This window comes from Herbaspirillum sp. Her2, from assembly GCF_057961375.1.
In genome coordinates this window covers 2,981,720-2,994,654 of record NZ_CM176331.1, presented here as the reverse complement: position 1 = coordinate 2,994,654, position 12,935 = coordinate 2,981,720, and the positions used below count along the sequence as shown (strand labels likewise).

At 61.5% G+C, this 12,935-nt stretch carries 10 protein-coding genes; 5 read left to right on the top strand and 5 right to left on the bottom strand.

What is annotated here, in order from left to right; translation table 11 throughout:
* The first annotated feature begins 58 nt into the window (after nt 1-58).
* Genes ACWHXP_RS13585 through ACWHXP_RS13565 form a run of 5 tightly spaced genes read left to right on the top strand, consistent with a single transcriptional unit; the run spans nt 59 to nt 5,648 of the window.
* The gene (locus tag ACWHXP_RS13585) at nt 59-1,093 is read left to right on the top strand and encodes a branched-chain amino acid ABC transporter permease (protein ID WP_116535770.1); all 1,035 of its coding nucleotides are present in this window, start codon (nt 59-61) and stop codon (nt 1,091-1,093) included.
* Nucleotides 1,090-2,997 carry a branched-chain amino acid ABC transporter ATP-binding protein/permease gene (locus ACWHXP_RS13580; protein WP_134134687.1) on the top strand — a complete coding sequence of 636 codons (1,908 nt, stop codon included), beginning with the start codon at nt 1,090-1,092 and terminating at the stop codon, nt 2,995-2,997. The genes ACWHXP_RS13585 and ACWHXP_RS13580 overlap by 4 nt, the downstream gene beginning before the upstream one ends.
* Nucleotides 2,987-3,736: an ABC transporter ATP-binding protein gene (locus ACWHXP_RS13575; RefSeq protein ID WP_034334426.1), complete on the top strand. Its 750-nt coding sequence runs from the start codon at nt 2,987-2,989 to the stop codon at nt 3,734-3,736. Before ACWHXP_RS13580 ends, ACWHXP_RS13575 begins: the two co-directional genes overlap by 11 nt.
* 20 nt (nt 3,737-3,756) lie before the next feature.
* Nucleotides 3,757-4,833, top strand: a complete 1,077-nt coding sequence (locus ACWHXP_RS13570) for a ketopantoate reductase family protein (RefSeq protein WP_489635762.1) — start codon at nt 3,757-3,759, stop codon at nt 4,831-4,833.
* Nucleotides 4,834-4,871: 38 nt separating this feature from the next.
* Nucleotides 4,872-5,648, top strand: a complete 777-nt coding sequence (locus ACWHXP_RS13565) for a class II aldolase/adducin family protein (protein WP_034334430.1) — start codon at nt 4,872-4,874, stop codon at nt 5,646-5,648.
* A gap of 111 nt (nt 5,649-5,759) precedes the next feature.
* Here ACWHXP_RS13565 and ACWHXP_RS13560 read toward each other — a convergent pair whose 3' ends face one another.
* The 5 genes from ACWHXP_RS13560 to ACWHXP_RS13540 form a co-directional block, all read right to left on the bottom strand.
* Nucleotides 5,760-6,368 (bottom strand): hypothetical protein, encoded by a 609-nt coding sequence (locus ACWHXP_RS13560; protein ID WP_489635763.1) that lies wholly within the window; start codon nt 6,366-6,368, stop codon nt 5,760-5,762.
* Between the two features lie 91 nt (nt 6,369-6,459).
* Nucleotides 6,460-7,068 carry a hypothetical protein gene (locus ACWHXP_RS13555; RefSeq protein WP_489624949.1) on the bottom strand — a complete coding sequence of 203 codons (609 nt, stop codon included), beginning with the start codon at nt 7,066-7,068 and terminating at the stop codon, nt 6,460-6,462.
* Between the two features lie 93 nt (nt 7,069-7,161).
* Nucleotides 7,162-8,679 (bottom strand): M23 family metallopeptidase, encoded by a 1,518-nt coding sequence (locus ACWHXP_RS13550; protein WP_489635764.1) that lies wholly within the window; start codon nt 8,677-8,679, stop codon nt 7,162-7,164.
* Between the two features lie 22 nt (nt 8,680-8,701).
* Nucleotides 8,702-11,200 carry a type VI secretion system Vgr family protein gene (locus ACWHXP_RS13545; protein WP_489635765.1) on the bottom strand — a complete coding sequence of 833 codons (2,499 nt, stop codon included), beginning with the start codon at nt 11,198-11,200 and terminating at the stop codon, nt 8,702-8,704.
* 378 nt (nt 11,201-11,578) lie between these two features.
* A complete protein-coding gene (locus tag ACWHXP_RS13540; RefSeq protein ID WP_489635766.1) occupies nt 11,579-12,886 on the bottom strand; it encodes a gallate dioxygenase in 1,308 nt (435 codons plus the stop codon).
* Between the last annotated feature and the right edge of the window lie 49 nt (nt 12,887-12,935).

Here is a 12,935-nt window from a genome sequence, read left to right as displayed (position 1 = left end):
CCTGGCGCGTCGTTCCCGGCTGGATGGCAGCGCGCGCCGGCTCCACAAGGAAGTCGCAATGAATCTCCAAATCGTGGCGCTGCTGGGACAGGACGGCATCACCAACGGTGCCATCTATGCGCTCTTGGCGCTGTCCATCGTCCTGGTCTTTACCGTCACCCGTATCCTCCTGATCCCGCAAGGCGAGTTCGTCTCCTTCGGCGCGCTCACCATGGGCATGATGCAGAACGGCCAGCCGCTCACCGTCGCCTGGCTGCTGGTGGCCATGTGCCTGGGCGCCTGTGCCTTCGATCTCTACGACATGTGGCGCACCAGCCGCCGCCGCCCCAGCCTGTGGCTGCCGGCCAAGCTGGTGTATGCCGTGGTCGTGGCGGGACTGGCCCTGAATCTCAACTTCGCCACCTTGCCCATGCTGGCGCAGATCGCCATGACTCTGCTGCTGCTGGTGCCGATGGGGCCGCTGATGTACCGCATGGCTTTCCAGCCCATCGCCTCGGCCTCGCCGCTGGTGCTGCTGATCGTCTCCATCGCCGTGCACGTGGCGCTGGTCGGTGTGGCGCTGCTGGTGTTCGGCCCCGAAGGCGCACGCACCGCGCCCTTCACCGAGGCCAGCCTGGAACTGGGCAGCCTGCGCTTTTCGAGTCAGGCGCTGTGGGTGATCTGCGTGTCGCTGCTGCTCATCGTGGGGCTGTTCCTGATGTTCGAGCGCACGCTCTATGGCAAGGCCTTGCGCGCGGCTGCGCTGAACCGCATGGGCGCGCGCCTGATGGGCATCTCGCCGGTGTTCGCGGGCAAGGCCATGTTCCTGCTGGCTTCACTCATTGGCGTGATGTCGGGCGTGCTGATCGCGCCCATCACCACGATCTACTATGACTCCGGCTTCCTGATCAGCCTGAAGGGCTTCGTCGGTTCCATCATCGGCGGGCTGGTCAGCTACCCGGTGGCGGCCATCGGCGCACTGGCCATTGGCCTCATCGAATCCTTCTCGACCTTCTGGGCCAGTGCCTACAAGGAAATCATCGTCTTCGTGCTGATCATTCCCATCCTGCTATGGCGTTCTCTGTCGACCCGTCACGTGGAGGAAGAAGAATGAAACCCGCTGCCTCCACCTCTTCTTCCAAACGTCCGGTGGCGCGATTGTCCTCGCGCGCGGCACTGGGCCTGTTCGTGGTCCTGCTGGCGGTTGCGCCCTTCGTGCTGCCACCGTTCACCATGACCTTGTTGAACAACATCGGCCTGGCCTCGCTGGTGGTGCTGGGACTGGTGCTGCTGACCGGCGTGGCCGGCCTGACCAGCTTCGGGCAGGCGGCGTTCGTCGGTCTGGGTGCCTATTTCTCGGCGGCACTGTCGGCCAAGATCCTGCCGCTGCCCGATGCGCTGCTGTGGATGCAATCGCCCTGGGTGGCACTGGTGGTGGCCCTGGTGCTGACGGCCGTGCTGGCCTTTGCGGTGGGCAGCGTCACGCTCAAGCTCTCCGGCCACTACCTGCCGCTGGGCACCATCGCCTGGGGCATCAGCCTGTATTTCATCTTCGGTACGCTGGAGAGCATGGGCGGGCAGACCGGCATGTCGGGCATTCCCTCGATCACGTTCTTTGGCATCGCGCTCAGTTCCGACCGGGCCATGTTTGGCCTGATCTGGGTGGCCGTGCTGCTGGGCGTGGCGGCCCTGAGCAATCTGCTGGATTCGCGCGAGGGCCGCGCCATCCGTGCGCTCAAGGGCGGCATCGTGATGGCCGAGGCCATGGGCATCAATACGGCGCGCATGCGCATCGTGGTCTTCGTGATCGCCGCCGTGCTCGCGGCCCTGTCGGGCTGGCTGTACGTGCACATGCAGCGCTTCGTCAATCCCTCGCCCTTCGGGCTGGGCTTCGGCATCGACTACCTGTTCATGGCGGTATTGGGCGGAGCGAGCCATGTGTGGGGCGCGGTGCTGGGTTCCACCTTGATCGTGGTGCTCAAGGAATGGCTGCAGGGCATCCTGCCGGTGGTACTGGGGCGCTCGGGCAACTTCGAGACCATCGTCTTCGGGCTCTTGATCGTGGTGCTGCTGCAGCGTTCGCGTGATGGGCTCTGGCCTTACCTGGCCCGCCTGGTGCCGGTGCGCAGCCGCCGGCTGGAGATCGATCCGCAAGCCGAAGCCCTGCCGCGCCGTCCCATGCCTGCGCCGCAGGAAGTGGTGCTGGATGTGCGGGACGTCACCCGCAAGTTCGGCGGCCTGGTGGCCAACAACAACATGAGCCTGAAGGTGATGGCCGGTGAAGTGCTGGCCCTGATCGGTCCCAATGGGGCGGGCAAGTCCACGCTCTTCAACCAGATTTCCGGTGTCGATACACCGACCTCGGGCAGCGTGCAGTTCCGCGGCCATGAGGTCACCGGTCGCGGTTCGCGTCACATCGCCGGGCTGGGCATGAGCCGCAGCTTCCAGCATGTACGCCTGATGCCGCGCATGACGGTGCTGGAGAACGTCGCCATCGGTGCCTATCTGCGCGGCCAGCGCGGTGTGCTGTCGTCCATGCTACGTCTGGATCGCCAGGAAGAGGCGCGCATCCTGGCGGAAGCGGCACGCCAGATCGAACGTGTCGGATTGAAGGCGCAGATGTTCGAGCAGGCCGGTGCGCTGTCGCTGGGCCAGCAACGCATCCTGGAAATCGCCCGTGCGCTGGCCGCCGATCCCTGCCTGCTGTTGCTGGATGAACCCGCAGCGGGTCTGCGCCTTGGGGAGAAGCAGGCGCTGGGCGACCTTCTGCGCAAGCTGCGCAGCGAAGGCATGGCCATCCTGCTGGTGGAACACGACATGGATTTCGTGATGGAACTGGTGGACCGCATCGTGGTGATGGACTTCGGCCAGAAGATCGCCGAGGGCTTGCCCGAAGAGATCCAGAACAATCGCGCCGTGCTGGAAGCCTATCTGGGCGTGGCCGACGAGGAAGAGGGCGCCGCAGTCGAAGAGGGCGCGGGCAATGCCATCGCAGCAGGAGCACATCATGGGCAATAAGGTATTGGAAGTACGCGACCTGTCGGCGGCCTATGGCCGGGTGCAGGTACTGTCGGGCATCGACCTCTCGGTGGAGCAGGGCAAGATCGTCACCGTGATCGGCCCCAATGGCGCGGGCAAGACCACGCTGCTGTCGGCCATCATGGGGGTGTTGCCCTCGCGCGGGGCGATGGCGTTTGACGGCACCATCCGCCATTCGCCCGAGGTCGAAGAGATGGTGGCGGCCGGCATGACCCTGGTGCCGGAGAAGCGCGAGCTGTTCTCGGAGATGAACATCGAGGACAACCTGATGCTGGGGGCTTTCCAGCGTTACCGCACCGGCCAGCGCGACTACGCGGCGACGCTGGAAGAGGTCTATACGCTCTTCCCGCGCTTGCGTGAACGCCGCACGCAACAGGCCGGCACGCTCTCGGGCGGCGAGCGCCAGATGCTGGCTGTGGGCCGTGCGCTCATGGCCAAACCGCGCCTGCTGATGCTGGACGAGCCCAGCCTGGGGCTGGCCCCGCTGATCGTGCGCGAGATCTTCCGCATCATCGCCGAGCTGCGCCGGCGCGGCGTCTCCATCCTGCTGGTGGAGCAGAACGCGCGCGCTGCGCTGCAGGTGGCCGACTATGGCTATGTGCTGGAGAACGGCGAGATCCGCATGCACGGCCCGGCCAGCCAACTGGCCCATGACCGCCGCGTGATCGAGGCTTACCTGGGCTTGTCCGGCAAGCACCAGGACAAGCTGGCTGGCTGATGTCTTCTTCCTTGAATTCCATGAAACAAGAAACTTCCTCTTCTCCTGTGCCAGCACCTCTGCGCATCTGCATCGCCGGCGCCGGCGCCATCGGCGGCACCCTGGCCGTGCGGCTGTCGGCCGCCGGCCATCAGGTCAGCGTATTGGCACGCGGCCAGACGCTGCAGGCCATCCGCGAGCGCGGCCTGACCTTGCATGACCTGCACGGCACCACGCACGCCCGTCCGGCGGCCAGCCAGTTGCCGGAGTTCGGTGTTCAGGACGTCATTTTCCTGTGCGCCAAGAGTCAGGACATGTCAGCCCTGCTGCCCCAGATCGCGCCCATGGTGGGCGAAGAGACGGTGGTGATCCCGACCAACAATGGCGTGCCGTGGTGGTATTTCCACCGCGAGGGCGGGCGCTTCGATGGCCAGGCCGTCAAGGCCGTGGACCCGGATGGTGCGCTGTCAAACGCGGTTGCGCTGGACCGGCTGATTGGCAGCGTGCTCTTCATCACGGCCGAGGTCGAGAGCCCGGGCGTGATCCGCTCGGTCAATCCGCACCTGATGGTGCTGGGTGAACCTTCCGGCGAGATGAGCGAGCGGCTCATGCGCGTGCGTGCAGCGGTGGAAGCGGCCGGTATCGAAGCCCGCGCCACCGATCGCATCCGCGACAAGCTGTGGACCAAGATCATCGCCAACATCAGCACCAACCCGTTGTCGGTCATCACGCAGGGCACGCTGCAGCAGTTGTACGGCTTGCCGGAGCTGCGCGAGGTGGTCAGCCAGATCATGCGCGAGACCTTGCTGGTGGCGTCCAGCCATGGGGCGCGGGTGGATATCGATCCACTGACCTTCCTGCAGCTGGGCGAGGCCATGGGGGCCTTCCGCACCTCGATGCTGCAGGATCTGGAGCGCGGGCGGCCACTGGAGCTGGCGGCCATCGGCGATGCGGTGCTGGAGATGGCCGAGCGTTATGCCATCCCGATGCCGATCACGCGGGCCATCGTATCGCTGGCGCGTTTTCGCGGCGAGGCGGCGCAGCAGCAGACAGAGCAGACAGGACAACAGAGAGCGCAGCAGACACAACAACCGCAGCCGACGGCACGGGCCGCCTGAGCGCGATCACCTCATTTTCGGATTCAGGAGTCAAATTGATGAATATCATGCAATTCAGCTATGGCGCAGATAAGCCATCCCACTGCAGTGATGAAGAATGGGCGCTGCGCATCCAGCTGGCGCACTGTTACCGGCTGGTGGATTACCTGGGCTGGACGGAGATGATCTTCAACCACATCTCGGTGCGCGTGCCGGGGCCGGAGCATCATTACCTGGTCAATCCCTTTGCGCTGAACTACAACGAAGTGACGCCGGCCAACCTGCTCAAGGTGGGACTGGATGGGCAGTTGGCCGAACCATCGGACTACAAGGCCAATCCGGCCGGGTTTGCGCTGCATAGCGCCATCCACGGCGCGCGTGATGATTTGCGCTGCGTGATCCATACGCATACCACGCCGATCTCGGCGGTGACGATGAAGAAGAGCGGCTTCGAGCACAACGATTTCTATGGGGCGCAACTGTTCGGGCGCATCGGGTATCACGAGTTCGAGGGCATTACGCTGTTTGCGGAGGAGAAGGAACGCATGCTGCAGAGCCTCGGGGACAAGCACATTCTGGTGTTGCGCAATCACGGGGTGGCGGTGTGCGAGAGCGATATCCAGCGCGCCTTCTTCCTGCTGTGGACGGTGCAGCGGGCCGCCGAGATCCAGGTGGCGGGACGGTCGATGGCGGGGGAGGATCAGCTGTTGCCGGATGCGGTGAGGCAGAAATGCGCGGACCTGACGCAGCAGCTCATTCGCAATGACGGGTTTGCGGTGATTTTCTTTGAGGCGATTGTGCGCAAGATGTTGAAGGGGGTTTATCAGGTGGGTTGATTTTTGGGGTGGATCAATGGGGCGGCTGGGCTGGTGGATCTGGACAGCCAAGCGTTGGTGCAGGCTGCTGCAGCCGTCGTTTGTTCGAATTCGCTGTGAGTTTTTCCAAGGTTATTGACTCGATTTTTTGTTGACCTTGTTTCCTATCTGGATCCATAGAGCTTTGATGTCCGAGAGGTTGGTTATTTGCTTGCGTTTTACGTTGTCGAAGAAGTGGAAGACGCTGAAGATGAAGACGCCCGGACGCAATTTATAAAGCGTGGTGTGGCACATGCTTGTGGCTCGATAGACAGGACCGTCTTCCATAAAGCAGTCGGATTCTGCAGAGTAGTTTTTGATCGGCTTCAGAATAAACGGCGTCATTGGGTAGAGGGAGAGCGGCGTTACGCGCCAGTAGCCGACTTCGTATCGTGTCCGATCCGCCCAATTTTCTTCTTCGGGGACTTCGTCGCGAATTCCTACATCAGAAATGTATTCCTTGTTGATGGTCAGGCACAATTTTCCGATCCATTGCTTTGTGAGCTTTGAATGGAAAATCGCACAGTAAGTATTTGGATAATACCGATTCTGCTGCTTCATGTTTTTTGCCAAGCGCCATGTAACCGGGATGTTCACGTCTCGCATTAGCTCGGTCGCCTCCGCCTGGGTGATGACTTGGGAAAAAGCAGGTTGAATGCTCATCAGCAGAAAAAGAAAGACCAGTATCTTGATGGCTTGCATATACGTCCGGTTCGTTGTCTTTGGCGTGCTCTGTCGTGGGATATGGGTTATCGTCTAGCGCAGAGGGGATTGGGGCTGGCGATTTTTTCATTCATGGCTTGGATCTTTTGCTGATCTTCTTTCCGACGTGAATCCACAACTCCCTGATGTCGGCAAGTTGGGTCTTCTGTTTGCGCTTTACGTTGTCAAAGAAGTGAAAGACGCTGTAAATGAAGACGCCTGGGCGCAACTCATACAGTGCGGTATGGCACATGCTGGTCGCGCGATACACCGGACCATCTTCCATATAGCAGTCCGGTTCGGCGGCGTAGTTCTTTATCGGTTTCAAAATAAATGGCGTCATTGGGTAGATGGAAAGCGGCGTGACGCTCCAGTAGCCGACCTCATATTTGCTACGATCGGCCCAGTCCTCCTCTTCAGGTACTTCGTCCCGGACCCCCATCGTCCTGATGAAATTCTTGTTTGAAGAAATGCAGAGTTCTCCGAGCCATTGATTTGTCTTTCGTGAATAAAAGACGGTGCAGTACGTTTTAGGAAAGTCCTTTCCTAGTGGTTTCATATTTTTCTGAATGCGCCAGGTGGCAGGAATATGTAGATTTTTTGCCAGCGAGGTCAGCTCCCTTTTAGAAATCTCTGTTGCAGGGGCTGACAGAGAAATTCCTGCGAGAACGATGCCTAAGAGAACTTGGATTCTGATCATTTTTTGTCATCCATTAGTATGTTCTGAGCCCAAAGAGTCTCGTTAATGCGCTCAGTGAGATTATTTGGCTTCTGCGTTTTTCGATTAACACCATTAGATGCGCGCCAGGTCCTTCGCACTGAGCCACGCGCATTTGCGGAAGTGGCGAATGAATTCCTTCGGATGCCAATGCCAATGCACTCTGGGCAGGTCCATGCCTCCGGGCCAGAACGCCAAGGCCTTGATGTGCGCACGCAGGGCCTCAAAATCCGTGTTGCTCAACGGCGTCGGATTTTCTGTCGTGCTGGTCTTCAGCCATCCCCAGCGGGCATCGATGGTGCTGCTCTCCCACTCGGTAGGGAATCGGGCAATGACCCTGCGCAATCTGGCGGCAATTGTCGGATCGCTCAGTCGCGCCGTGGCTTCCTCCACCTGCACCCGGCCATCGCAGTTGCTGTCAAGCCAGCTGCGGATGGTCCGGGAGTCGCAGCGGCTGTCCTGATCCGTATCGTCATCAATGAGTCGCCATCCCTTCCAGGGCGGGAAATCCGCATCGCTGAAGATGCGGATGTTGGGCGCGTGGAGATTGACCCAGCCGAATCCCTCGGAATACGGAACTTTCCTCCAATGGGGCAGCGAGGCCGAGGGCAGCTTGTCAGGACCGATCACGCGTCCGAAACGTAGCAATTCATAGACGGCAGCGGGTGCCGGCCGCTGCGTATCGGGAAAGGCCTTGGCAATCCTTACCGCATTTTTGTAGAGACTGGCCTCTCCATCCTTGTCCGGCAAGGGCGCGCCCATCCGGCTCCCATCCATGGCGTAAGCGGTGACCACGGCTTCGCCGGTACGCGCAACATCGCCCTCCGCGCCGGGGTAACGCACTCCCACAAGATAGTCACTTGCCGTCGCATGAATGGCTGTCAGGGCCACCGGAGGATCCGGTTCTTCATCGCCGGCGCGCCGCTTGCGTTTCGGGGCCGGAGTCAACGCCTGCGCGGAATGCGGCAGGGGCTCCTGATCGAAGATCGGTGTGCCGGCGGGGATGAGGAAAAAGGTCTCGCCGAAGATCACATCATTGCGTCCATCCGAGGCAAGAGACAACGGGTCTGCAGCGCGGCCCGCGAGACGGACGAGATTGGCATCGTCGCAGATGATCTCGACATGCAGGCGGCCCTTTTCGCCATTGATGTAGCCCGCCTGTCCGATGATTTCCTTGCGATGCACGAAGCGCTTGAGCAGCGTGGCCGGCGCGATGTCATGCAAGTGCATGTAGACACTGAAGAAGACGACGCGCGCCTGTTCACCTTCGCCGATCTCGGCTTCATGCCTGATGACGACCACGCCATCGCTGGTGGCCCCGTTGTACATGAGGGGATGTTCAGGCGGCAGGTTGGGCAGCCCCTTGGTCGACGGGCGTACAAGAACGATGGTGCCATCCGCAATGGCCCTGACCGGTTCATGCGCATTGCCTGCCCTCGGAGCGGTCAGGTGAATCCCGCCATGCCAGCCGAGATTGAAACTGACCGGAAATGCGCCCCGGCCTGGCGCATCGCCGTTCATGGCCAGGTCCAGCCATTCGTCTTCGGCTTGTTGACCCGTGCGCGCAGGCAGGAAAGGGGGACTGATCAGCATGATGTCCTCGTTGAAGAAAAACTCACTGTGAGTAGGGATAGCGCTTGGGCAGATTCAAGTCGCTCGCGGGCAGCAATGGCATCGCATACGACACGCGTGCCGGACCCGTCATCGCATGCTGCGACGCCTTGCATTCCCATTTGCCGGCGGTTCCTTGCGTGATCCCGGAGGCGTTGATCTGGATGAAGGAACCGCCTGCCGAGATCACCACCTCTTCTTTCGCATGGATCTCTACGCGCCCGCTGGTCGATAGCAGCCGCGCCACCTTCTCGGCAATGAGATCCAGGTCGTCGCTCTGCGCCTGCACCTCCACCTTGCCCTTGGCGGAGAACAGCTTGATCCCGGCCTTGAAGGCAAACAGGCTGATTTTTTCGGCGACGCTGGCCAGCAGACTCTTGCCGGTCGCGATGCTGGTATCCGAACCCGAGGACAAGGTGATCTCTTCTCCGGCATGCGCATGCAGCCCCTTGCGCGTGGTCAGGCCGATGCCGTCGGGAGACGCGGCCAGCAGGATGGCTTGCTTGAAACGATTGGCCTCCGATTGCGTGGCTTCCGGGTAATTGCCTTGCGTCGCTTCGATCATCTTGCCCAGGGCATCCAGTCCACCGAGCGCTTCCGCATCTGCCTTCGCCGCTGTCTCGGAGAGTTGCCGGCTCATTGCCGATGCGGTTTTCAGTTGGCCGGTGGCTTCGCTGGCATCCAGTTGCGTTCCCTGTGCACCCGGCCTGCCGTAGGTGCTGATGTACAAGCCCTTGTGCGTGACGATGGCGCCGTAGGCATCGGTACTGAGCGCGAAACCGGTGCCGAAGAAATGGCGGCGCTCATTGCCCGTCTGGCTGATCAGATGGCCGAGATTCAACTGCGAATGGGCATGGGAGCTGTAGAGATGAATACGGTTTTGCGCCGAGGTGTCATCCATCACCAGCTGGTTGAACCCGACACCGTCGAATTCCTTGGATTTGAATCCCGATAGCCGTCCGTTGCTGTGCCATGGCGGACGCTGTTCCTCATTGAACAGGCGCCCCGTCACGACCGGTCGATCCGGGTCGCCATTGAGGAAGGACACGATGACTTCCTGCCCGATGCGCGGCACATGGACGGCACCCCAGTACTCGCCTGCATTGGCATAACTCACCCGGACCCAGCAGGACGCCGCCTCATTGCCCGGGTTGATGCGATCCCAGCGGAACTGGACCTTGATGCGATCGAGAGAATCGGTGTAAACCTCCTCTCCCGCAGGCCCCACGACGATCGCCGTCTGCGGCAGCATGAGCGGCCTGGCATGCGACCGCGCAGGGCGGAACGGCAGCTTGCGCCGCTGTACCTCGAAGCGGTTGAAGCAATGGCCGGTGTGTTCATTCTCCGTCTGGTCGACTTGCCGCTCACGCCGGATCGACTCCTTGAAGGCCAGCAGCGCCGCGCTCAGGCTGCGCGGAAAATCCAGCGCCTGATGCGACAGGGGCAGGTTGTTCTCGATGAACCAGTCGATGGCCAGGATGACGAACTGGCGTTCGCTCTCCGGCTCCTTGCGATGCAGGGGATGGTCCTCCAGCCTGAACCAGCGCCCGCAAGCCAGATTGCGCACGCCCGAGACGCCGCTGTAGCGCTGCATCGCAGATTCCCATTGCTCCACTTGCAGGTCGGCCTGACGATTGCCTTGCTCCTGCTGGGAAAAACGGTATGCGCCGGTGTACTCATACACCTCCAGCTGTGCGGGCAGCAGTCCATACTCTGCCATCACCTGCTCTTCGGCCTCCTTCTGCAGGCGAAGCGATTTGTAGTCGTCGCTGCGGCCGCGCCAGACGTTCGAGGCGAGCGTGCGGCTGGCGCTCCACTGCAGGATCTTGTCGAGCTCGTCACGGGGGCCGGCACCGTGGAAGGCAATGCCTTGCCGGTGCAGGCCGGGCAGGCTCCACGTAGTGTCGGTAATGACCAGAACATGGCCGCCGCCATCCTCCTGTTGCTCGTGATGGGCGAACCAGCCTTCTTCTTCCATCAGGCGCTGGACGAAGTTCCAATCGGTTTCGTACTGGGTGCAATAGGACCGAGCCAGAGACGGGCGCTCCAGTTCGAAGCGATAGTGGCCGCGTGCTTGCGGATGGCCGTCGAACACGTCCGCAAGAATGTCCTCGGTGGTCTTGTCCTGCCAGATCCGGGCGTCCTTGCGAAAACGCAGGAAATGCAGCCAGGGAGAAAACGAGAGCTGGCAGAAATCGATCTCGCCGTCACTGCCCAGGCGCTTGGCGGTATGCACGTAGCCATGCCAGGGGAGGGTATCGCCTTCATGCTGCCTGATCCACAGGGTGACGGGCTGTGCAATCAATTGCTCCAGCGCGATGCCGGTGCGCGTGGCCAGCAGATCGAGGGTGACTTCGTAGCCGTGATTCAGTCGCTCAGTGGCGATGAGCCGTTGTGGCAGGAGGATGTCCGGCCCGAGCGGCGAGTCCAGCTTGAGCAGCCGGCGATGCTGCGTGATGCGCGCTTGGGAGCGGGCTGAATCTTTCTGCGAGGGGGCGGGCATGCGATGCGCTTTCCAGGGAGAATTCGCGCAATCCGGAACAGGCCAGTGAACAAACAGGCAAAAAACGCAGACCCACTTGCGAAGTGCGCTTGCCCGGCTTGAAGGAGGAAGTCCCGGATGCGGCCAATGCCCTTGAGCTCATCGGTGCTGCAGAGGCCTCGGGCGACGAAGGCGACAGTCTCCGTTGCGAGAGGCGTTTTCTCAATGGAAGAAATTCTAATTTTCAGGCGATTTGTATTGCTGCGTTCACTCCGCCATCGTCAAGATAGATAGCAGTTTTTGATGGAATGACGAATTGTTTTGAATGGCGACATCCATAAAAAATCGCGCCGCTCCGAAGGAGGGCGCGATACCAGGTACATCAGCAAGCAAAGACGTTCACTTCGTCCCGGTCTTGTTCCAATCCGCCGCCTTGTCCGACGCTGCGCCCGCTACCGAGTACAGCGCTCCCGGCGCATTGCGCGTCTTCTGGAATTCTTCCAGCGACTGCCCGCGCATGGCCGCATAGATATGCAGGTTCGACACGCCGACCACCGCGCCCAGTTTTTCCAGCAGGAAGAAGATCACGCCATAGCGGATCATGGCCTGCCAGTCGCGGCGGCTGATCATGTCGCATTCCTCCTGCGACAGCCCGGCTTCCTCATAGGTGGCCTGCGGATCAGCCCGGAAGCGCTCGCGGAACGCCGGCTGGATCAGCTGGTACAGATAGCGGTTGATGCGGTAGCGCGCATTGGCCGTCTCCAGCGTGAAGGGATAGGTGCCTTGCAGTTGCTCGATGCCCTTGAGCTGCTGCGCCACGTGCTCGCGATGACGCGCCACCTCGGCCGCCTGCAAGGCCGCATCGACCGGCACCGCCGGTTCATACACGGCCACCGCGATGCCGGTCATGGAGGGCAGGTAATACTCGCGATGCCGGCAGTTGACGCCCGCCGGCATGGCCCCGCGCATGATGAGCCACATGATGACCTCGGCACTCTCCAGTCCGCCCAGCGTCGCCAGTTCGGCGTGGGTCAGGCGCGTGAGCGCCTCCGGGTCATGCTGCAGGAGATCGAGGAACTGATGGTCCCACGGCGTATTGTTGAACCCCGCACGCTCGCCATGCACCTGGTGCGACAGCCCGCCGGTCGCGACGATGACCACGTCCAGGTCTTCCGGATAGCTTTCGATTGCGCGGCGCAGGCCCTGGCCCAGCTTGTAGCAGCGGCGTGCGGTCGGGATCGGGAACTGCAGCACGCCCACCTGCAGCGGGATGATCTGGCCGGGCCAGTCTTTCTCGTGCGGCCACAGCATCGACAGGGGTGAGAAGCACCCGTGGTCCAGCGGCTTGTTCTGGAAGAAGGCCATGTCGAATTCATCGGCCATCAGGGAGCTGCCGATATGCCGTGCCAATGCCGCATGGCCACCGACGGCCGGCAGCTTGCGCGCCCCCCCGCCTTCGTCGGCGACCTGGTACTCGCTGCCCACCCCCAGGGCAAAGGCGGAGTAATGGTCGAAGAAGAAGGAGGTCACGTGGTCGTTGTAGACCATCAGCAGCACGTCCGGCTGCTTCTCTTGCAGCCATTGCTGCACCGGCTCGTAAGCCTTGAAGATGGGCGCCCACACCGCATCGTGCTGCTTGTTGGCATCCAGCGCGAAGCCGATGGTCGGTGTATGGGAGGTGGCGATGGCGCCGACGATATTGGCCATGACGATTTATTCCTGTAACAGATGAATCCGATGTGATTGATGCAGCAGC